The 20,663-nt window shown below is 54.6% G+C and carries 20 protein-coding genes and 1 tRNA gene; 8 read left to right on the plus strand and 13 right to left on the minus strand.

Annotated elements, in window-relative coordinates; genetic code table 11:
- Positions 1–152: 152 nt before the first annotated feature.
- The 9 genes from leuB to GFH31_RS05230 form a co-directional block, all read right to left on the minus strand.
- Positions 153–1,214 (minus strand): 3-isopropylmalate dehydrogenase, encoded by a 1,062-nt coding sequence (gene leuB, locus GFH31_RS05190; protein WP_055206401.1) that lies wholly within the window; start codon positions 1,212–1,214, stop codon positions 153–155.
- Positions 1,215–1,288: 74 nt separating this feature from the next.
- Entirely contained in the window at positions 1,289–1,660 is a 372-nt protein-coding gene (locus tag GFH31_RS05195) for a hypothetical protein (RefSeq protein WP_101572385.1), read from the minus strand.
- 5 nt (positions 1,661–1,665) lie between these two features.
- A complete protein-coding gene (locus GFH31_RS05200) occupies positions 1,666–2,739 on the minus strand; it encodes a zinc-dependent metalloproteinase lipoprotein (RefSeq protein ID WP_101572383.1) in 1,074 nt (357 codons plus the stop codon).
- Positions 2,740–2,843: 104 nt separating this feature from the next.
- On the minus strand, positions 2,844–3,626 hold the full coding sequence (argB, locus tag GFH31_RS05205) for an acetylglutamate kinase (RefSeq protein ID WP_055206397.1): 783 nt from the start codon (positions 3,624–3,626) through the stop codon (positions 2,844–2,846).
- A gap of 10 nt (positions 3,627–3,636) precedes the next feature.
- A complete protein-coding gene (locus tag GFH31_RS05210) occupies positions 3,637–4,767 on the minus strand; it encodes an aspartate aminotransferase family protein (protein WP_153498294.1) in 1,131 nt (376 codons plus the stop codon).
- 81 nt (positions 4,768–4,848) lie between these two features.
- Positions 4,849–5,826, minus strand: a complete 978-nt coding sequence (gene argC / locus GFH31_RS05215) for an N-acetyl-gamma-glutamyl-phosphate reductase (protein WP_118459023.1) — start codon at positions 5,824–5,826, stop codon at positions 4,849–4,851.
- Between the two features lie 25 nt (positions 5,827–5,851).
- Positions 5,852–6,181, minus strand: a complete 330-nt coding sequence (locus GFH31_RS05220) for a DMT family transporter (RefSeq protein ID WP_101572377.1) — start codon at positions 6,179–6,181, stop codon at positions 5,852–5,854.
- A gap of 2 nt (positions 6,182–6,183) precedes the next feature.
- Positions 6,184–7,377 (minus strand): argininosuccinate synthase, encoded by a 1,194-nt coding sequence (locus tag GFH31_RS05225; protein WP_055206390.1) that lies wholly within the window; start codon positions 7,375–7,377, stop codon positions 6,184–6,186.
- A 62-nt stretch (positions 7,378–7,439) separates the two neighbouring features.
- On the minus strand, positions 7,440–8,042 hold the full coding sequence (locus tag GFH31_RS05230; protein ID WP_055206388.1) for an N-acetyltransferase: 603 nt from the start codon (positions 8,040–8,042) through the stop codon (positions 7,440–7,442).
- Positions 8,043–8,439: 397 nt separating this feature from the next.
- Between GFH31_RS05230 and GFH31_RS05235 the strand changes: the two genes are divergently transcribed.
- Entirely contained in the window at positions 8,440–9,375 is a 936-nt protein-coding gene (locus GFH31_RS05235; RefSeq protein ID WP_153498295.1) for a fimbrillin family protein, read from the plus strand.
- A gap of 189 nt (positions 9,376–9,564) precedes the next feature.
- Positions 9,565–9,924 carry a hypothetical protein gene (locus GFH31_RS05240; protein WP_101572373.1) on the plus strand — a complete coding sequence of 120 codons (360 nt, stop codon included), beginning with the start codon at positions 9,565–9,567 and terminating at the stop codon, positions 9,922–9,924.
- 64 nt (positions 9,925–9,988) lie between these two features.
- On the opposite strand, the gene rbr is transcribed toward GFH31_RS05240, so the two are convergent.
- Complete coding sequence (gene rbr, locus GFH31_RS05245; RefSeq protein ID WP_055206382.1) at positions 9,989–10,570, minus strand: rubrerythrin; 582 nt, start codon at positions 10,568–10,570, stop codon at positions 9,989–9,991.
- Between the two features lie 118 nt (positions 10,571–10,688).
- Between rbr and GFH31_RS05250 the strand changes: the two genes are divergently transcribed.
- On the plus strand, positions 10,689–11,273 hold the full coding sequence (locus tag GFH31_RS05250; RefSeq protein WP_101572371.1) for a superoxide dismutase: 585 nt from the start codon (positions 10,689–10,691) through the stop codon (positions 11,271–11,273).
- Positions 11,274–11,414: 141 nt separating this feature from the next.
- On the opposite strand, the gene GFH31_RS05255 is transcribed toward GFH31_RS05250, so the two are convergent.
- Both GFH31_RS05255 and ychF read right to left on the minus strand, forming a co-directional pair.
- On the minus strand, positions 11,415–12,680 hold the full coding sequence (locus GFH31_RS05255; RefSeq protein WP_228385806.1) for a mechanosensitive ion channel family protein: 1,266 nt from the start codon (positions 12,678–12,680) through the stop codon (positions 11,415–11,417).
- A gap of 42 nt (positions 12,681–12,722) precedes the next feature.
- Positions 12,723–13,820, minus strand: coding sequence for a redox-regulated ATPase YchF (gene ychF / locus GFH31_RS05260; RefSeq protein ID WP_055206376.1), 1,098 nt, complete (start codon positions 13,818–13,820; stop codon positions 12,723–12,725).
- Positions 13,821–14,025: 205 nt separating this feature from the next.
- Between ychF and GFH31_RS05265 the strand changes: the two genes are divergently transcribed.
- From GFH31_RS05265 to GFH31_RS05285, 5 genes are all read left to right on the plus strand, one after another.
- Entirely contained in the window at positions 14,026–14,652 is a 627-nt protein-coding gene (locus GFH31_RS05265; RefSeq protein WP_101572369.1) for a glycosyltransferase family 32 protein, read from the plus strand.
- Between the two features lie 134 nt (positions 14,653–14,786).
- A tRNA-Arg gene (locus GFH31_RS05270) sits at positions 14,787–14,858 on the plus strand.
- Between the two features lie 130 nt (positions 14,859–14,988).
- The gene (locus GFH31_RS05275) at positions 14,989–18,078 is read left to right on the plus strand and encodes an FG-GAP-like repeat-containing protein (RefSeq protein WP_153498296.1); all 3,090 of its coding nucleotides are present in this window, start codon (positions 14,989–14,991) and stop codon (positions 18,076–18,078) included.
- A 352-nt stretch (positions 18,079–18,430) separates the two neighbouring features.
- Positions 18,431–18,805 (plus strand): hypothetical protein, encoded by a 375-nt coding sequence (locus GFH31_RS05280; protein WP_101572365.1) that lies wholly within the window; start codon positions 18,431–18,433, stop codon positions 18,803–18,805.
- Positions 18,792–19,373 carry an RNA polymerase sigma factor gene (locus tag GFH31_RS05285; RefSeq protein WP_070103340.1) on the plus strand — a complete coding sequence of 194 codons (582 nt, stop codon included), beginning with the start codon at positions 18,792–18,794 and terminating at the stop codon, positions 19,371–19,373. The genes GFH31_RS05280 and GFH31_RS05285 overlap by 14 nt, the downstream gene beginning before the upstream one ends.
- A gap of 25 nt (positions 19,374–19,398) precedes the next feature.
- Here GFH31_RS05285 and GFH31_RS05290 read toward each other — a convergent pair whose 3' ends face one another.
- The gene (locus GFH31_RS05290; protein ID WP_153498297.1) at positions 19,399–20,568 is read right to left on the minus strand and encodes a glycosyl hydrolase family 28-related protein; all 1,170 of its coding nucleotides are present in this window, start codon (positions 20,566–20,568) and stop codon (positions 19,399–19,401) included.
- Positions 20,569–20,663 lie beyond the last annotated feature (95 nt).

Genomic DNA, 20,663 nt, shown 5'->3' on the forward strand with positions numbered 1-20,663 from the left:
ATCCGGACATTGTCAAAAAAATACTTCGACGGCAGGTAAAATCGTCTAAACCCCGAACGACATTATCTCGCTTCTTAAAACAATCAGATGCAATAACAGGAGACGGTATTCGGAATAACCGAATACCGTCTATACTGTCTTAAACTTACCTATCAAACGGCGGCGGCGATGAAATCGCCCACCTCGGTCGTCGAAGCGGCCTTGCCTCCGGCGCTGACGAGGTCTTCTGTGACGACGCCCGCCTCGATCGCCTTGTTGACGGCGTCGCGGATCGCTTTGCCTTCTTTTTCGAGTCCCACGTGTTCCAGCATCATCGCTGCGGACAAGATCGTCGCCATCGGGTTGGCAATGTTTTTACCGGCCGCCTGCGGGTAGCTGCCGTGAATCGGTTCGAACAGGGCCACTTTCGCTCCGACCGAAGCGGACGGAAGCATACCGAGCGAACCGCTGATTACGCTCGACTCGTCGGTCAGGATATCGCCGAACAGGTTCTCGGTCACGATCACGTCGAAGTGCGTCGGGCGCTGAATGATCTGCATCGCGGCGTTGTCGACGAACATGAATTCGACGGTAACGTCCGGATACTGCGGAGCCATCTCTTTGGCAATCTGACGCCACAGGCGCGACGTAGCGATCACGTTGGCTTTGTCCACGACGGTCAGTTGCTTGCGGCGCTTGCGGGCCAGGCCGAACGCCAGGTGCAGGATGCGTTCCACCTCTTCGCGGGTATAAACGCAGGTATCGTAGGCCGTATTGCCATCCTCGCTACGGCCCTGCGGACGACCGAAATACATACCGCCGGTCAGTTCGCGCACGCACAGAAAATCGGCGCCTTTGACGATCTCGGTTTTCAGCGGGGAACGATCGGCCAGCGAATCGAACACGGCCAACGGACGCAGGTTGGCATACAAGCCGAGCGACTTGCGCATCCGGAGCAGCCCCTGTTCCGGACGCACCTTGGCCGACGGATTGTTATCGTACTTCGGATCGCCGATCGCCCCGAACAGCACCACATCGGCTCCCTGGCAAACGGCGTGCGTTTCGGCCGGATACGGATCGCCGGTCGCGTCGATCGCGCAAGCGCCTACGAGCGCCTTCTGGTAGTTGAACGTGTGTTTGTACTTTGCGGCAACGCTGTTCAAAACCTTTACCGCTTCGCCCACGATTTCCGGGCCGATGCCGTCCCCGGGCAAAAGAGCAATTTTCAATTCCATCATTTATTCAATTTACAAATCAGTAATCCATTCATTTCGCGCACCGTTCCGCCGACTCCGGACTTTCCTGCCCCCTACGGCAAATAAGGCGTATAGCGCCACGTTTTCCGGCGGCCGTCCTTCAGCACGACCGTCACCCGGTCGCCCGGACGAAACGGACGCCCGGCGGCCTCTTCGATCCGAACCGTTTTCCGGCCGCGGGACGACTGCTCGGCAGAGACATACCGCAGGCTGTCGGCCGCATCGGAGATCCGGTACCGGAACATGCGCAGACTGTCCTTCCCGAACTCCAGATCGAAACGGACGCGTCCGTCGGCATCCGTCAGCACGAAAGTCCCTTTCGCCGGAAATCCGCCCGGCAGGGCCGGCTGCGGATGCCGCCTCCCCAGGCCGCAGACGCTCCCGGCCAACATAATCCCGACGATGAATCCAGCGAACGTTTTCATAACTTCTACTCCATCAGAATCGGTTTCGGTTCCAGAGCCGGATCGGCGAGCGGCCGGTCGGCGACCGATTTGGTCGAAGTCCGCGGAATCAGCGGACTGTGATTCAACACGAAGTCGATCCGGTCGCGCTGATCGGCCGTCACGGATGTCCGGTCGCCCAGATAATAGTCCATCACGTTGGTCGAACGGAAACGGACGCCGCTGCAGGAAGTCCGGTATTCCAGCTGTTTCCACTCCTCTTCGGTCGTTTCGGGCTTATTCAATTCGTTAAACAGCACCATATACTCGGGACGACTGTACTTCGGCGTATCGCTGCAATAGTCGTCTCCGTAATCGTCCACGTCGGCGCACAGATCACCCTGTCCGTCGGCAAAAGCATGGAAAAGACCGAGATAATGCCCCATCTCATGCCACAGCGTGAAAGCGCCCTCTTCCTCACTGAAGAAGCTATTATTCAGCGTCATGCCATGCATGTAAGTAGGCAGATAGTCCTGATAAACATCCTTTTCATCGAGTACCAACCCGTCCAGCGGATAACGGGAAGCGGCGAACGGCAAATGCGTGATTCCGGTCACCGTAGCGCCCGCATCGGCTTCTTCCTGCGAAGATTTGAAGCCGAACACCCATATATTGACGTATTGGTTCGGATCCCAGAATATTCCGGCATTGGCCGATCCCTCCGGATGTTTCGAATCCATAAAAGCCACCGGATCCATCGACCCTGCGCCGGCGTACGATACCCGGTGTATCCCCGGCTCCGCCATTTTGTTCCCCTGCGGATCGGTCGCGGCAAGCTTGAACGACACGTCGACGGCGACGCTCGCGCCTCCGCCGAAAAGCGTAGCCGCATAAAACGCATTCAACCGGTTGATATGCCGCACGAAAACCGACTGCGCCGGATTCTGCTGCGCGTCGGTCGCATCCTCGTACAGCACATGGAACACGACCGGCAGCGGCCGTCCTTCGTACCCCGAAGAGCCTCCCGATGAACCTCCCGACCCACCGCTTTCCGTCTTGTCCGTACAAGCCGTAAGGCACGACACGAATAACCAGATTCCGAATAAAATACTTTTTTTCATCCTTGCGATATTTTCTGTTTATGCCGTGCCACCGGCACGCGCGGTTTCAGGTATTCCCTGCACGGTGCATCGGACGACATCCGCCTACCGGCATTTCCGCCGAATCAATCCGCTTTCAACGTCGTACCGCCGTATCCTTTTTCGGCGACAGCGTCGGCGCTGCAAATCGCCACGCTCCGCACCCCGTGTTCAATCGCGTCGAACGCATTCTCGAGTTTCGGCAGCATACCGTCCGCCACGATCCCGTCCGCACGAAGCTGCGCAAACCGCGCCGGCGTAATCTCCGGGATCACGCTGCGGTCGTCGTCGACATCCATCAGCACGCCCCGTTTCTCGAAACAATAGACCAATTCGGTCTCGAACGTCCCGGACAGCCCGACGGCCATCGTACGGGCCACCGTATCGGCGTTCGTATTGAGCAGGCTGCCGTCGGCGCCGTCCACCGTAATCGGCGCGACGACCAACGTATAACCGGCGTCGATCAGCGTTTTCGCAGTCGCCGTCCCGAAACGCTCCAACTCCGGATCGCCGACGAAACCGTAATCGACCGGCTTCGGATTGCGTCGCCGGGATACGATCAACCCGCCGTCGGCGCCGCACAAACCGACCGCATTGCAACCGGCTGTTCGTAATTTAGCTACAATCGTTTTGTTGATAAGCCCGGCGTAAACCATCGTCACCACTTTCAGCGTCTCGGCATCCGTCACCCGGCGACCGCCGATCATCTGCGTCTCGATCCCGAGCGCCTTGCCGATCGTCGTAGCGATCTTGCCGCCGCCGTGCACCAGCACTTTCGGCCCTTCGAGCGACGCGAAATCCTGCAAAAAACGATCCAGCTTCTCGGAGTTATCGACAACGTTTCCGCCTATTTTGACAACTTTTAACATCTTTTGCACATTAGACTGTTAATAACTTGCGCAGTGCGGCGAGCAATGCATCGACATGCTCTTTTTTGACATTCAGCGCCGGCAGCAGGCGGAACACGTTCTTGTTTCCGGACGAACCGACGAAAATCTTCTCGTCGAACAACAGCTTTTTACGCAACGGGGCGGAATCTTCGAACAGTTCGATTCCGATCATCAGGCCTCGCCCGCGAACCTCTTTCACGCCGGGCAGCTTTTTCAGCTCGGCCGTCAGGTATTCGCCGATTTCGCGGGCGTTGTCGATCAGTCGATCCCCGGCCATTACGTCGGCGACGGCAATCGCAGCGGCGCATCCCAGGTGGTTGCCGCCGAATGTCGTACCGAGCATACCCAACTTCGGCGCAATGTGCAGCGCAATCGCAATGGCCCCGATCGGAAACCCGTTGCCGAGCCCCTTGGCCATCGTATAAATATCGGCATGGACGTCTGCCCAATCCGATGCATAGTACTGCCCGGTACGTCCGCAGCCGCACTGCACCTCGTCGGCGATGTAAACCGCATTGTAGCGGTCGCACAACGAACGGATTTTGCGCAGGAACTCGCGGCTCGCGATACGGATGCCGCCAACGCCCTGAATCGCCTCGACGATCACGGACGATATTTCGTTATTTTTAAACGCTTCCTCCAGAGCGGCCTCGTCGTTCAACGGAACGAAGATCACGTTGTCGGTACGGTTGACCGGAGCGACGATATTCGGATTGTCGGTAGCAGCCACCGCAAGCGACGTACGGCCGTGAAAGGCGCCTTTCATCGCGATCACCTTGCTTTTTCCGTTATGGAACGACGCCAGTTTCAAGGCGTTTTCGTTCGCCTCGGCTCCCGAATTGCACAGGAAAAGCTGGTAATCCCGCTTGCCGGAAAGTTCGCCCAACTTATCAGCCAACTCGCGCTGCTGGTCGATAATTACCGAATTCGAATAGAATCCGATATGCTTCAACTGGTTTACGACCGTATCCACATAGTGCGGATGCGTGTGCCCGATCGAAATTACGGCATGTCCGCCGTACATATCCAGATAACGGGTTCCTTTATCGTCCCAGACGTACGAGCCCTCGGCGCGTACGATATCGATATCCCACAGGGGGTACACTTTGAACAAATCCATATTTTCCGATTTTTTGAGTAAAACAATTTTTCCGAAACGCCCCGGCGAGTCCGCAACCTCTGCACCGTCCGTAAAATTTCGTTAAAACGCGACCGGTTTCAAGCGCAACCCCGCACGCTCGTCCAGACCGAACATCAGGTTCAGGTTCTGCACGGCCTGGCCGGAGGCTCCTTTCAATAAGTTGTCGATCGCACTCATAACCAACAACTTGTCGCCGTGTTTCTCGAGCGACAACACACACTTGGCCGTATTGACCACTTGCTTGAGATAGATGTTCCGGTCGCTTACGAACGTCAGCGCGGCATCCGCATAGAAATCGCCGTAGACCTTCTGCACCTCTTCGAGCGACAGCGGACAGTCTACATAAATCGACGCGATGATCCCGCGCGCGAAATCGCCCCGATACGGAATGAAATTGATCGCATGAGAGAACGACGGCATCAGCGCACGGACGCTCTCGCCGATTTCGTTCAGGTGCTGGTGTTCAAACGCCTTATAGACCGACAGGTTGTTGACCCGCTGGCTGAAATGCGAAGTCGGGGCCAGTTTCTGCCCGGCGCCGGTCGAACCGGTGACGGCCGTTACCTGCACGTCGCCCGTCAGCAGCCCGGCCGCAGCCAACGGCAGTATGCCCAGTTGCAGGCAGGTCGCAAAACACCCCGGATTGGCGATGTTGCGCGCCGCGCGGATCTTTTCGCGGTTCAGTTCCGGCAGGCCGTACACGAACTGCCTGTTCCCGATCGAAGCAGTCGCCTGCAGCCGAAAATCCTGGCTCAGGTCGATGATCCGCACCGAATCGGGAATCGGCGTGGCTTCTAAAAATTTGCGGGCATCGCCGTGGCCGACGCACAGCATCAGCGCATCGACGTCGGTACGCAACTGGTCCGTAAAACGCATATCGGTTTCGCCCAACAGGTCGATATGCACGTCGCTCAGACGGTTGCCGCCGTTGCTGTTGCTGTGTACGAACGCCAGCTCGACATCCGGGTGATTTAAAAGAATACGGATAGCCTCGCCACCCGTATATCCTGCACCTCCTATAATACCTACTCTTACCATAAGAATCCGGTTCAGAAATTACACGTTAATGTACTACGCTTTTCGAGCAAACGTTGATTACGATTACCCCCGCAACGATGAGTCCCATCCCGATCAGGGCCGGCAGATCGAGCTTCTGGCCGAACAGTACGACGGCCGCCAGCGAGACCAACACGATCCCCACGCCGCTCCATATCGCATAGGCAATCCCTACGGGCATCTCCCGCAACGTGAGGCTCAGCAGGTAGAACGCTACGCCATACCCCACAACCGTAAGCACCGACGGCCACAACCTGCTGAACGACTCCGAAGATTTCAGCGCGCTCGTCGCAACGACCTCCGAAACGATCGCCAGCAACAGGTAGACCCACTTCATCGCTATTTCAGTTTTTCGTTTACCTTATAATAAATTTTATTCTGGTTGCCGAAGATTTTACCGAAACCCTTGACATCTTCGCTCGTCCAATCGTTCATCGTCTCGCCGTAAGCGCCGAACTTGTTGCTCATCAGGTCGTGATCGCTCTTGATGCCGACCAATACGAAACGGTACGGGTGCAATTCGACGTAAACGTCGCCGCTGACCGTGCGCTGCGTGCTTTCGAGAAACGCTTCGAAATCGCGCATCACCGGATCGTAATACTGTCCCTCGTGCAGGTAGTTGCCGTAAAAGGCCGAGATCTGGTCTTTCCAGTACAACTGCCATTTGGTCAGCGTATGCTTTTCGAGCATGTGGTGCGCCTTGATAATCACCATCGGGGCGGCGGCTTCGAAACCGACGCGGCCTTTGATCCCGATGATCGTATCGCCGATGTGCATGTCGCGGCCGATCGCATACCGCGAAGCGATCGCCTGCAATGCCTGGATCGCGGCGATGCGGTCGTCGAAACGCTTGCCGTCGAGAGCTACAAACTCGCCCTTTTCGAACGTCAGCGTCACGCGGCGCGGCTGCGTTTCTTTCAACTGCGACGGGTAAGCCTCTTCGGGCAGCGTTTCGCTCGACGTAAGGGTCTCCTTGCCGCCGACCGACGTTCCCCAGATACCCTGGTTGATCGAATATTCGGCCTTCTTGAAATCGAAGTTAACCCCGTGTCCGCGCAGGTAGGCGATCTCCTCCTCGCGGCTCAGACGCTTCTCGCGGATCAGCGCGATCACCTCGATCTCCGGAGCGATGATGTTGAACACCATGTCGAAGCGCACCTGGTCGTTACCGGCCCCGGTGCTGCCGTGGCAAAGGTAGTCGGCGCCGATTTCGCGGGCGTATTTGGCAATGGCCGTCGCCTGCGAGATCCGCTCGGAGCTGACCGAAATCGGATAAGTTCCGTTTTTCAGCACATTTCCGAAGATCATGTACTTGATCGCATGCTGGTAATAATCCTGCGTCACGTCGAGCGCCACGTAGCTCTTTACGCCGAGATCGTAAGCTCGCTTTTCAATCGAGGCAAGTTCCTCGGCCGAAAATCCGCCGGTGTTCGCCAAGGCGGCGTGCACTTCCAATCCCATCTCTTTCGAAAGGTAAATCGCACAGTACGAGGTATCCAATCCTCCGCTGAAAGCCAATACTACTTTTTTCATCGCTGTCTTATCGCTTTATTTCAATAAATTCGTATACCCCGGGGCCGGAGGCCCCGCTTTCGCTATTTTTTTTCTTCGTCCTTATGTTCGAGCAGTTCCTGGTCGATCGGAATCTTCACCGTATCGTGCTTCGGATCGAACAGCATCGCCGTGCACAGGCAGTTCTTACGTCCCTTGCTCTGCAGGATCGAATAGTTCACGCAACTCTCGCATCCTTTCCAGAACTGGTCGTCGTCGGTCAGCTCGGAATAAATGACAGGGCGGTAACCCAACTCGGAATTGATCTTCATCACGGCCATGCCGGTGGTCAACCCGAAAAGCTTCGCTCCCGGAAACATCTTCAGCGAGAGGAAAAACGTCTTGGTCTTGATCGCCTTGGCCAACCCCAGCTTTCGGAACTTCGGGTTGATAATCAATCCCGAATTGGCCACATAGTCGCCGTGTCCCCACGATTCGATGTAGCTGAAACCGGCCCATGTCCCGTCTTTATGGAATGCGATCACCGCTTTCCCCTGACGCATTTTGTTCGAAACGTATTCGGCCGTACGTTTGGCGATACCCGTTCCGCGGGCTTTGGCGGATTCGGCCATCTCGTCACAGATAGTCTGTGCAAACTGAGTGTGTTCCTCAGTGGCTACCAACACATTAAAATCATCAATTGTCATTTCTACCAGCAAAAAAATTTAAACGCCAGAAAACGACGGATCTTCCGCCGCGTTGATTATACAAATACAATTTGCAAAAGTATTAAAAAAAGATCAGATAAGTATGAAAAATGCCGCTAAATTATTTTTTAAAATTTCCCCGAATACCATGAACCCCACCTACCCGGGAACCGGTCGCGATCCCCGATAGGAGGATTACGCTTCATTTATATAATATACTATTGTCAAAAATACAATAATAAATAAAATCCATCCCGGATACCGGAAATAAAAATACAATATTTTATTAAAAAATTACCGCTATTACACTGTTTTATTGCGAAACATTGCATACATTTGTTGCGCAATTCGAACACACTGGCAAACCAACACTCATTAATCGACTTAAAAAAATATTATGAAAAAAATGTTATTCATTTCGGCACTGGCTGCAACGGCTTTGCTGAGCTGCTCGAAATCATCCGACGATTCCGATAACAGAAAAGGAAATCTTTCCGACGATCCGATTCCGGTCCGATTCAGCCAAAGTATCGAGGCGGTCGTCAACCAAACTCCCGAAGCGGACAGCAAAGCAGTTGTCGACAACAAGTTCAACAACGAAGATTTTGTAGCGTATGCCGTAGAACACACCGGAACGCTTACCTGGAAGGCCGCTAACTTCATGGACGGGATCACGCTGAGCGCCGACGGAAGCGGAGCCATAACGTACAAAACCGCTTCGGAAATGAAATACTATTCGAATGCGGCCGATGCGCAGTACCAGTTCTACGCGATCCATCCCTCGACGCTTACGATCGCCCCGGCAGAAGCAGGCAAAGCCCCTGTCGTCACCGTTCCGGCGGGAACGGACCTGCTGGTCGCTTCCGCAGCGTCAACCAAAAGCCAAAACGCGGTTGAACTTCCGTTCGTGCACAAAATGGCCCAGCTCGTTATCCACATCGAAACGGAACGTGTTCCGAATCCCGAACTGAAAATCAATTCCGTCACGGTTTCGGTACAGACCGAAGGCACGCTTTCGCTCGGCGGGGAAGTACAGCCGGACGGTTCGGCCGCCGAAAAAGATTTCGTGACTTCGCCGCTGACCATAAACACGGCTACTACCACTGCGGTCGGAAATCCGCTTATTCTCCCGGCACAGAACATTTCAACGGTCAACATAAAGATCGGCGACCAAGTCTCAGCAACGGCCGTTTCAATTTCGCCCGCAGTAACGCTCGAAGCAGGGAAAACCTCTACCATTACACTGAAGATCAAAGATCAGGATATCTCTTTTAGCCACTCCATCACCGATTGGGTCGATGGAAACAATGGATCGGGAAATGTTCCCATGTAAACAGCGATAAGCCGTTCTCACGGATCGAACCAAGCAACCGAAAAAACAGCGGAAACAGGTATCTGTTTCCGCTGTTTTTTCCTAATATTTGTTATAAACCGACGGTAAAACGATATGAGCCGCAAACCAGCTAAAAAAAATTTCTGAAACGCATGGGCATGCTAATCGGCCTAAGCGCGGCGGCGGCATGTGCCGGGCGACGTTCAACGGATCGTTCCTGGACACGAAAACCCATGCGCTGTTCCATACTCCAACAAAGAAAACGAACCGTCGATCACGCTGCTGTACGACAAAGAGCGACAAGAATCCTACCCGATCGACCTGCTCAAAAGCAAAAATCCGTTTGCCTTTCAATTAATTATGACGGTACAGCGGCCGGGATCGACCTGGGACGACCGGGTGATCGTCGACCTTCAATCGCACCTGTTCTATTACGGCGACACTCCGGTCAACCGGAACATAATCCCGGAGAAAATGATGGAAGGCTACTCCGAAGACAGCAATCCCGTGCTGATGCTCGTTACGCTCAAAAGTCCCGAACAGAAATAATCGTTGCCGCAAACGAAACCGGGAGCCTCCGAAGGGGCTCCCGGTTCGCCTATTACCGAAACTGTTAATATTTGTCGCAGCGAATTTCGAAAAACGCCTGCGGATGCAGGCAGACGGGACACTTTTTCGGAGCCTCCTTGCCGACATGGATATGGCCGCACTCCAGACAGCGCCATACGATCTCCTCCTCCTTATGGAAAATCCGGTCGGCCTCGAGGGTTTCGTACAAGCCGCGGAAACGTTCTTCGTGGGTTTTCTCGATCTCGGCGATCTGGTAGAAGCGCATCGCGATCTCACGAAATCCTTCGGCCTCGGCCACCTTGCCGAAACCGGGATACAGATCCATCCACTCGTCGTATTCGCCCTGGCGCGCCTCTTCGAGGTTTTGCAGCGTCGTGCCGATGATCCCGGCCGGATACGATGCCGTGATCTCGACCATGCCTCCTTTCAGGAACTCGAAATAAATCTTGGAATGCCTCAATTCGTTGTGTACGGTCTCTTCGAAAAAGTCGGCGATTTTTTCATAACCGTCCTTGCGGGCCTGTTTCGCATACATGCGGTAACGGTTGGCGGCCTGCGACTCCCCGGCGAACGCCTTCAGCAGGTTCTGTTCGGTCAGACTGCCGATCAAATCTCTTTTTTCCATAATTCGGTCAATTAATAATTATTAAACGGGTGTTTGCTATATGGTATTAAATTTGTTATTATCTTTGGTACAATCAATTTATACAATCACAATGTCAATCATCAATACTTTATTACTTATGGTACATGTACTGCCCCAGCTCCCCTACGCGGCGGATGCGCTTGCTCCGAAGATGAGCAAAGAAACCATCGAATATCATTACGGAAAACATCATCAGGCTTATGTCAACAACCTGAACAACCTGATCCCGGGCACTCCGTACGAGAACATGCCGCTCGAGGAGATCATCGTCAAAGCCGAAAGCGGCCCGATCTACAACAACGCCGCACAAGTGTGGAACCATACGTTCTTCTTCTTCACACTCTCACCTACTCCAAAATCGATGCCAAGCGGCAAACTGGCCGAAGCGATCAATCGTGATTTCGGTTCTTTTGATGCTTTTAAAGAGCAATTTACGAAAGCGGCGGCCGGGCTGTTCGGCTCGGGATGGACATGGCTGGCGGCCGACGACAACGGCAAACTGTCGATCGTGTCGGAATCGAACGCAGGCAATCCGCTGCGCAAGGGGCTGCATCCGCTGCTGACCGTCGACGTGTGGGAACACGCCTACTACATCGATTACCGCAACGTGCGGCCCGATTATCTGAAAAATTTCTGGGAACTGGTCGACTGGAACACCGTCGAAAAACGATACGAAAAATAAATCCGCCCCGTGCGGGACATTCGCCGAAAAGGCCGGATGCAATGTCGCATCCGGCCTTTTTGTTCGATCTGCCTCCGGGCGTTTCGCCCGACGCGGCAAGCGGCTGCACTTTCCCGGAAATACGCCCCGGCAACCCCGCCGCTAAATTTCTCCTTTCAGATCCCGCACATCGCTGCCTGCGGGGTTCTGAAATACCCGCAAGCCGAATTCCGGGATAACCGCCAGCACATGGTCGAACACATCGGCCTGTACTTTTTCGTAAACCGTCCACTCGGTCACTTTCGAAAAGAAATAGAGTTCGACGGGCAATCCCTTCTCGGTCGGCTGCAACTGGCGCACCATCAGCATCATCTCCTGGTTGATTCCGGCAAGGCTGCGCAGGTAGCGTTCCAGATAAGCGCGGAACACGCCCAGATTCGTCTGGTGCAGACCGTTGACCGGTTCCGGATCGTTCTCCACCCCGGCTTGCTCGTTGCTCTCGGCGATCAGGCGTTCCGTTTCGTCGATGTAATCCTTCAACAACCGGATTTTCCGAAAGCGGTCGAGCATCTCCGGCGTACAGAAACGAACGCTGTTCATGTCGATATTGACCGACCGCATCACGCGCCGTCCGCCCGAATCCTGCATCGGGCGCCAGTTCTGGAACGAGTCGCTGATCAGCAGGTACGGCGGCACGGTGACGATCGTATTGTCCCAGTTACGCACTTTCACCGTATTCAGCGTCACTTCGGTCACCCGGCCGTTGACGCCGTATTTCGACATCGAGATCCAGTCGCCCACATGCAGCATATCGTTTGCGGTCAACTGGATACCGGACACGAGTCCCATAATGCTGTCCTTGAAGACCAACATCAAGATCGCTGCCGAAGCGCCCAGCCCGGCCAGCAGCCGCGCCGGCGACTTGTCGATCAGGATCGATATAATGAGTATGATGCAAACGAAAAAGGCGATCACCTGTCCGGTCTGCATCAGTCCTTTCAGCGGTTTCCCCTGCAATTCCTCCTTCTGGTCGGCCACATCGTGCAGCGCTTTGAGAAAAGCGTTGACAAACCGCAACACCACGGCGATCACGTAGATCAGCAGCAGTTTCAGCACGAACGCCACCATGCCGGATTCCGGCGGAAAGGCCAGCGGCAACAGGAAATAGATCAACACCGGCGGCACGATGTGACACAGCCGCCGCAGCACCCGGTCTTCGAACAGGATATCGTCCCAGGTCGCCTTGGTGCGCGCGACGATCCGCTTGACCACCCGCAGCAACAACTGCCTGCAAACGAAGTCCGACACGAAAGCGATCGCCACGATAAAACCCAGCACCACCCAGCGGTCCCATACATCGGCCGTCTCCACGGAAAAACCCAGTTCCCGCAGCACCCCGTACATCCATTCGTCTACAACAGGCTCCATAACAGTCTGTTTATAAATTCGTTCCGCAACAACGCCGTCCGCCTACACGTTGAACAGGAAATGCATGATATCGCCGTCCTGTACGACGTACTCCTTGCCTTCGATGGCGATCTTACCCGCCTCGCGGCACGCTTTTTCAGAACCGAGACGCACGTAATCGTCGTATTTGATCACCTCGGCGCGGATAAAGCCACGTTCGAAATCGGTGTGAATGATCCCGGCGGCCTGCGGCGCCTTCGTTCCTTTCGCATACGTCCAGGCGCGGGTTTCGTCCGGGCCGGTCGTAAAATAGGTTTCGAGATTCAACAGACTGTACGCCGCCCGGATCAACCGGTTGACGCCCGATTCTTTCAGTCCGACCTCCTCGAGAAACATCTGTCGCTCCTCGTAAGTATCCAATTCGGCGATATCGGCCTCGGTAGCGGCCGCTACGATCAGCAGTTCGGCATTCTCTTCGCGGATCGCGCCGCGTACCGCCTCTACATGAGCATTCCCGCCAACCGCGCTTTTTTCGTCCACGTTGCAGACATAGAGCACCGGCTTATCGGTCAGCAGATGCAAATCGTAGACCAGCTTGCGGTCTTCCTTGTCCAGTTCGACGGTGCGGGCGCTTTTGCCCTGCTCCAGCGCCGACTTGTAACGCGACAGGATGTCGAACAGCCGTTTGGCGCTCTTATCCCCGGTCGCAGCCTGCTTCTGCACTTTGGCAATGCGGCTCTCGACCGTTTCGAGGTCTTTCAGTTGCAGCTCGGCGTCGATGATCTCCTTGTCGCGGACGGGATCGACGCTGCCGTCTACGTGCGTGATGTTGTCATCGTCGAAACAGCGCAGCACATGAATGATAGCGTCCGTCTCGCGGATATTGGCCAGAAACTTATTGCCGAGACCCTCGCCCCGCGAAGCCCCTTTGACCAGCCCCGCGATATCGACGATCTCGATGGTCGTAGGGATCGTCTTTTTCGGATTGTCGATCTTTACCAGGTTCACGATCCGCTCGTCGGGCACCGTAATCACGCCCACGTTAGGCTCGATCGTGCAAAAAGGAAAATTCGCCGATTGCGCTTTCGCATTCGACAGGCAGTTGAACAGGGTCGATTTGCCGACGTTCGGCAGCCCCACGATTCCGCATTGTAAAGCCATCTATATTGTTTTTAATAATTTCGACAGAGTGACAAAGGTACAAAAATATGCAATTCGCCGCCCCACCTTCTCCGAAGAATTATCCCCGCGACGACATCCCCGGGACGGCAATCCGGCGGATTCCGCGCCGGAGCGCCGCGATATTCCGGAAAAATCATTACTTTTTAGACAAAAAGAACTACTTTTGCACCATACCTGACAAATTATGATACCGAAAATTATCCATTACTGCTGGTTCGGACGCGGTCCGATGCCGGAAGACAACCTGAAGTGCATCGAATCGTGGAAAAAATTCCTGCCCGACTACAAGCTGATGCTCTGGAACGAAGACAACTACGACGTAAACTCGATCAAGTTCACGCGGCAGGCCTACCAAAAAAAGAAATATGCGTTCGTCATTGACCCGGTCCGGCTGCAGTTATTGCGGGAGCACGGCGGCATCTGGCTGGATACCGATATCGAAATCATCAAAAACCTCGATCCGCTGCTGGAACTGCCCGCCTTCATGAGTTTCGAATCCGACACGCTGCTGCACACCGGGATCGTCGGCAGCGAGAAAGGAGCCGCATGGACCGACGAGTACTGGAAATACATGAACAGGAAACCGTTCATCCGCTGGAACGGCCGGTTGAACAAAACCCCGAGCACGGTCATAATCTCGCGCATTCTGAAAAAGCGGGGCGTAAAACTGGACAACACGTTCCAGATTTACGACGACTCCCTGCACATCTTCCCGAAAGACTACTTCTGCCCGAAAGATTACAAAACCGGAAAAATCACGATAACGGACAACACGTACTGCATCCACCACTTCGCCGGTTCGTGGAAGTAATCCGGCCGGGAGGCAGAAACGGCGGTACGGAAACGGCCGCCGGAACGGGATTCTGCAAATTTTAACACTTAATCGGCGTCAAGATTTGTATTAAATCCGAAAATGTTGCATCTTTGTGCTGCAATTCGAAGACCGCCCCTGTAGTTCAATGGATAGAATGGCAGATTCCGGTTCTGGTGATATGGGTTCGATTCCCGTCGGGGGTACTAATAGCGTTGACAATCAACGCTATTTTTGTTTCCGAATACCGTACGCGGTACTTTCTGAAAGAGAAAGTGTTTTCTGAGATATCACATTCGCCTGCAAACTTCAAAATTTTCCAATTAACTTACGATAATGACGACGACGCTTAGAACCACCGCCTTTGTATTGAACTTGCTGGCCACCGTTAGTCTGCTATCCTCCTGTACCGTACAGCCTGAAACGAAAGTGTGGCTGGATGAAGATTTTTCACAGGGACAGGCTCTTTCCGGATGGAAATTTACGCCCGAAACGTCATGGAGCATAGATACTTTGGAAGGAGTGATCGGAAAAGGCTCCCTTAAAGTGGCAGGGGACGGCATGAAAAGTTATGCCGACGCTTCCGTTACTTTCGAATTCGACTCCCTCCGAGGGGAATTCATGCGCCTGGGGGGATGGGTTAAAACGGAGAAGGTAAATTACCGGCGGGACGCCATTGTAGAGCTTACTTTTTCGGGAGAAGGATTCACATATACACTCTCCCAATACAATCGGAATACACCTTTCAGCTATCTCGAACGTACGTTCAGGGTTCCGCCGGGACTGGATAAAGGCACTCTTACGATAAAATTCTATGGTTCTGCGGGTACGGCCTGGATAGACGGTCTGAGACTGGAATCCGTAGACGAACCGCTTATCGCGGAACTCCCGAAAGAGAACCGCTACGACATCGTCGAAAAGCGCCTCCGCTCCGACGGCAATTGGGCGGCGCCCGAGTTACCGTACAGGATAACCGGCAGCACCGACGACAACAGCGCCGGAGCGCCCGTATGGGCGGATCTCGATTTTGCGAGACTATTGCTGGCGGCGGGGCAAAACCGGCCCGTAGATCCCGCTTCCGTACGTATTTTCGCCGTAGACACGGATGGAAAGAAAACCGACTGTCCCGTCTCTTTCGGCGATCCGCTGTCGTCGCTGAGCGACCATTACCTGCGCAACGGCACCCTCAAGTGGAAAGCTCCCGAAGGAGCCGCCGGATACGAGATATACTTTGCCGCCTCCCATGCGGAAGGCCCCCGACCGCAGGCCGGAAACCTCAACCTCGGAGTCGGCGAACTGCTGACCTACGATGCCTCGGAGCCTAACATGTCATGGCTCGGATGGCCGGGCATGCAATTCGAAGCGGTCGATGCGGACGGAGACGGCGATTTCGATATTTATGGGATAAGAACGGACGGGGGAACCTGGTTGCAACGCAACATAGGCAGCAACAGCGAACCCAGGTTCCTGCCCCGCAGCCGTGCCCTGCCCACCGACCGACTTCCGTCGCCGGAACTTTCGTATATAACGCTCGACTGGGATGGCGACGGCGTGTCCGACCGCGTCCGATTCCGCAGGCATCCGCGCACCAACCGTTACCACAATATGAAAGGAGACATCGTTGTGGAACTCACCCGTAACGGCAAACGTACGCCGCAGGTCGTTCATACTCCCGACGGCCGTCCCGTTGAATTTCCCAATTCGTCATGGTCTGCGCTGAAGGCGGCAGACATGGATAACGACGGCCGTCCCGACCTTCTGGTAGGCACGGCCAACAGCGACTTGTTCGTATTGACGAACAAAGGTGTGGACGGCGAGCTGCCTGTTGCGGAAGTGAACAAAGTACCTTTCGGATATTTCGGTGACGATCCATATATTTCGGGTGACATGTCGCTCAAACCCTTCCCTTTGGATTGGGACGGCGACGGATACGTCGATATCGTATGCACGGCATGGCAAGGATTCTACTGGCTGTTCCGCAACAAGGGCGTTCAGGGCAGTCTCGAATTCGAAGAGCCGATAAGATTCTTCCAGCAAGGCGGGGTACTCGTGCATAACGACTCGCCGACCCCCTACGCCGTGGATTGGGACGACGACGGCGACCTCGACCTAATATCGGGAGGATGCGGCGGCAACATCATGCTGTTCGAGAACACCGGGACGCCTACTCAGCCGAATTATAAAGGCGGCGTATTCTTGCAAGACGATTCCGGGGAGCCATTCTTTTTCAATGCCGTGGAGAACGGCGGTACCGTACAGGGTATGGAAGAACAGTATTGGGGATACCTCTCATGCGTTCCGAGGGATGTGGACGGCGACGGCGACCTGGACATCATTATTTCCGACTGCCTGGGCAAAGTCCGGTGGATAGAGAATACCGGAACGCGACAAAAACCGGTACTGTCGAAGAATGTACGCAATTTCTATTACGGGAGTCAGCCGCTCGTGACCCCATGGCGCAACAGGCCCGGCGTCGCCGACTGGAACGGCGACGGACGACTGGATTTTATAGTACTGGACGACCGGAGCGACCTGATGATGTATTCGCAGTCCGCACATAATCCGGAAGTCTTGGAAAACAAACGCAAACTGCGCAAAGCCGACGGCTCGGTTTTCCATATAGGACGCCTGACCCACCCCGGCGGTCAGGGACGTTTCAATATGGACGTCGCCGATTGGAACGGAGACGGTCGTTTAGACCTGATAATGGGCGAGCCGCGCAATTACCTGGGCGGCGGAAACATGACTATCGCCATAAATGTCGGCACGAACGAAGATCCCGTATTCGAATACGATTATATGATGGCGCGCGGCGGTTACTTTGTGGAATGGACCGGTTCCGACGGCCATGACGCCTGGCACTGTTGTATGCCATGCGTGTTCGATTTCGACGGCGACGGCCGCCCCGACCTGCTGGTGGGTACCGAATCGGGACGCATATCGCTCTACTCTCACGATTATTTCGATGGCGAAAAATTCCCAATATTCAAAGCTGCGAATTTCGACCGCAAACAGGGGAACAAAGTCTTCAGGATACTCGATTTCGAAAACCTGACCGAAAAGACAAAGGGCCTCAATACGCGCAACGTCCAATTACAGAAACTGCCGGAACAATCGGAGGAATACCTGACGGGCGAAGGTATCAAAGTCGAAATAGTCTCCCCGACCGTGGGCATCGTATTGTCCGGCAAAGTCCCTTACGTCGCGACGGTCACGGGAAATAAATCTGTCACGGGAGTCGATTTTTATATTAACGGAGAAAAAATTTGCACGGAAAAATCCGCTCCTTACGTGGCCTACGGCGACGACAACTTATGGGATACCGCCGAGGTGCCGGACGGGCACTGCATCCTGAAAGTAATCGTACATACGGCCGACGGGGAAAGTTATGAAACGGAAAGCGGGTTCGAAGTGAAAAACAAATAACCTCAAGGTCATGGATCTCGTCAAAATAATCTGAAAATCGCTGAATAAATTAACGACGGCTTTCAACAAAAACAGAGCGGGAAATTCGCTCCATTTTGACGTATTTTTAACATTTCTGTTCGCACGTAGTCGTATTATCTCACTTAAACAGACCGAAGGTAGGTTCAAATAAGGCGTAAAGGGAGTCCCTTTACGCCTTACGAACATCTATGCGGTACTACCGACCGAAAAATCCCGAAAAACACGTTGTCGCGATTAATCGCTATTTTATAAAATATCTTCCGTTCACGTTCGTCAGGGAATACGGGCGAACGTTCGCCCGCGAAGAACAAAACGACAAAAACACGATACCATGAAAAACAAATTTCTGAGAGGCCTGATCGGAACGTCGATCTTCATCGCCGTATTCGGCGCGGCATCTACCGCGGTCATGTTGCTGTGGAACTGGCTCGTCCCGCAGATCATCGGCTGGACGGCCGTTACCTTCTGGCAGGCGGCGGGCCTGGTGCTGCTGAACAAACTGTTGTTCGGCGGGATGGGAAGGCACTGTTTCGGCATGAACGCCCTCCGCCGGTCAGGGCCTACTTTCCCCACGTGGAAAGAGCGCGCCGCGATGCGGGACAGGATCCGGGCGATGGGCAAAGAGGAACGCAGGGAGTACATCCGCCGGCAGATGTTCGGCTGCGGCCCGGATCAACCGGAAAAAACCGACCATGACAGCCGTTAAAAAGAAACGGAGACTCGACTCCCGAAGCGACCTGCCGCTGGTCTACGATCAGTACAAGCCGGAGCTCGAAGGGTATATCCGACATAGGGTGGACTCGGCGGAAGATACGGAAGACATCCTCCAGGACGTTTTCTACAAACTGACGAAAACGGATCTGCAGGAGAATCCCATCGAATACCTGTCGGCCTGGCTCTACCAAGCGGTTACAAACCGCATCATCGACCGCCGGCGAAAGAAACGGGAGCAGGCGCTACCCGAAACCCGGCAGGAAAACGAGGACGACTATTTCCTCGACTCGCTGTCGGACTTCCTGGCCGACGACGGGAACGATCCGGAGATCATGTTCCGCAACGAACTGATCCGGGAAGAAATCGAACTGGCGCTGTCGGAGCTTCCGCCCGAGCAACGTTCGGTATTCGAACTCACCGAATACGACGGGATTCCCTACAAAGAGATCGCCGAAACGACCGGGGTTCCCGTTCCCACGCTGTTGTCGCGGAAACACTACGCGATCGGCCTCCTCCGCAAAAGGCTACAACAGCTTTACCGGGAAATCGTCCCCCGATAGCGGACCGCCGGAACGAACCGATCCGTCAAAACGACGGAATCGCTTTCAGATGCGCGCCGCCGTCGGCCTTGAAATAGGAGTTATCGGCCCCTACGTTCGATTTGACGATGTGGTAATACAACGTGCCGTACAAATGGTTGTCCGGATCGTCTACAAAACAGCGGTAGTTGAAATCGACCGGCTTCTGACCGCTGTTCACCTCGATGCCTACCTGTTCTATTTTCAAAAAAGCGTCTCCAACGCCGTGTCCGGCGAACTCCACGTTCAACGACGAAACGATGTTCGCGCAATTCTGGGCGTGGATCCGACCGAACCAGGCGGAATGATCCATTCTCGAAAAGACGAAAGCGTTGTCGCAGTTCCACGCCGACAGGTTGTTTCCGTTCGCATGTTCGGAAAAGACGAAGCCGAACCGGAAGGCGCTTTTGACACAGATATTCCGGAATTCCTGCTCCGGATTGCACCAGGTGCGCGGAGCGATGAATCCGGCCGAATAGTGCCCGTCCCCGGTCGGCGAGGTCAGCGCCATATTTCGGATCGACGAATAAATCAGGATATTATCGGTATATACGGTCGCCGCATAGGCCATGTTCACACCGGACAGGTACGGGTATTTTCCCGCTTCGGCTTTCACCTGGAACGCGAGATCCTGCAGCCTTACGACCGCCTGGTTCAGCAGATAGAGATTGTCTCCGGCTCCGGCGGCCAGGACGGATACGGGGACTTGCGCAGGATCGGTCTGCAACTCGCCGACCGCGTCCGAAACCAGGACGGTGCCGTTTTTCCACACTTCGGCTTTATCCTCGGTCGTATGACTGGCATACGAGCACGGGGTAACGACGCTGCTTTCGCCCTGCAGCCGGATCATCACGTAATCGCGGCGGCCCGGACTTTGGCGGGGCTTCACGATCAGGTGGGCCCGCACTTTGCACGTATCCTGCAACGTAGCGAGCCGGTACAGGCCGTTCGGGAAATAAACCGTACCGCCCCCGTGATCCACCGCATAATCCAGGGCGGACTGGATGGCGCGCGTATCGTCGGTCACGCCGTCGCCGACAGCTCCGAAATTTTTCACATCGTAAACCAAACCGCCGTCCGTTTTCATCGGATCGACCGCGCCCGCCCGACTGCGATCCGCACGTCCGGCACAGGCGCACAGCAGGACGGCACAAGCAACGTAAAATATCTTTTTCATCCGTTTTATATTTTTAATTTCGATTCAGACTCCTTTTTACCCGACTCGGCCAGGCGTGTTAAAGATACGGATAACATCCGAATATTCTACACGAA

Origin of the sequence: Alistipes sp. dk3624 (assembly GCF_009557455.1) — a bacterium.
GTDB classification, from domain to species: domain Bacteria; phylum Bacteroidota; class Bacteroidia; order Bacteroidales; family Rikenellaceae; genus Alistipes_A; species Alistipes_A hominis.

Excerpts from the sequence above, each read along its gene's own strand:
- leuB (WP_055206401.1), bottom strand. The coding sequence starts at position 1,214 with ATGGAATTGAAAATTGCTCTTTTGCCCGGGGACGGCATCGGCCCGGAA.
- GFH31_RS05195 (WP_101572385.1), bottom strand. The coding sequence starts at position 1,660 with ATGAAAACGTTCGCTGGATTCATCGTCGGGATTATGTTGGCCGGGAGC.
- GFH31_RS05200 (WP_101572383.1), bottom strand. The coding sequence starts at position 2,739 with ATGAAAAAAAGTATTTTATTCGGAATCTGGTTATTCGTGTCGTGCCTT.
- argB (WP_055206397.1), bottom strand. The coding sequence starts at position 3,626 with ATGTTAAAAGTTGTCAAAATAGGCGGAAACGTTGTCGATAACTCCGAG.
- GFH31_RS05210 (WP_153498294.1), bottom strand. The coding sequence starts at position 4,767 with ATGGATTTGTTCAAAGTGTACCCCCTGTGGGATATCGATATCGTACGC.
- argC (WP_118459023.1), bottom strand. The coding sequence starts at position 5,826 with ATGGTAAGAGTAGGTATTATAGGAGGTGCAGGATATACGGGTGGCGAG.
- GFH31_RS05220 (WP_101572377.1), bottom strand. The coding sequence starts at position 6,181 with ATGAAGTGGGTCTACCTGTTGCTGGCGATCGTTTCGGAGGTCGTTGCG.
- GFH31_RS05225 (WP_055206390.1), bottom strand. The coding sequence starts at position 7,377 with ATGAAAAAAGTAGTATTGGCTTTCAGCGGAGGATTGGATACCTCGTAC.
- GFH31_RS05230 (WP_055206388.1), bottom strand. The coding sequence starts at position 8,042 with ATGACAATTGATGATTTTAATGTGTTGGTAGCCACTGAGGAACACACT.
- GFH31_RS05235 (WP_153498295.1), top strand. The coding sequence starts at position 8,440 with ATGAAAAAAATGTTATTCATTTCGGCACTGGCTGCAACGGCTTTGCTG.
- rbr (WP_055206382.1), bottom strand. The coding sequence starts at position 10,570 with ATGGAAAAAAGAGATTTGATCGGCAGTCTGACCGAACAGAACCTGCTG.
- GFH31_RS05250 (WP_101572371.1), top strand. The coding sequence starts at position 10,689 with ATGGTACATGTACTGCCCCAGCTCCCCTACGCGGCGGATGCGCTTGCT.
- GFH31_RS05255 (WP_228385806.1), bottom strand. The coding sequence starts at position 12,680 with ATGGAGCCTGTTGTAGACGAATGGATGTACGGGGTGCTGCGGGAACTG.
- ychF (WP_055206376.1), bottom strand. The coding sequence starts at position 13,820 with ATGGCTTTACAATGCGGAATCGTGGGGCTGCCGAACGTCGGCAAATCG.
- GFH31_RS05265 (WP_101572369.1), top strand. The coding sequence starts at position 14,026 with ATGATACCGAAAATTATCCATTACTGCTGGTTCGGACGCGGTCCGATG.
- GFH31_RS05275 (WP_153498296.1), top strand. The coding sequence starts at position 14,989 with ATGACGACGACGCTTAGAACCACCGCCTTTGTATTGAACTTGCTGGCC.
- GFH31_RS05280 (WP_101572365.1), top strand. The coding sequence starts at position 18,431 with ATGAAAAACAAATTTCTGAGAGGCCTGATCGGAACGTCGATCTTCATC.
- GFH31_RS05285 (WP_070103340.1), top strand. The coding sequence starts at position 18,792 with ATGACAGCCGTTAAAAAGAAACGGAGACTCGACTCCCGAAGCGACCTG.
- GFH31_RS05290 (WP_153498297.1), bottom strand. The coding sequence starts at position 20,568 with ATGAAAAAGATATTTTACGTTGCTTGTGCCGTCCTGCTGTGCGCCTGT.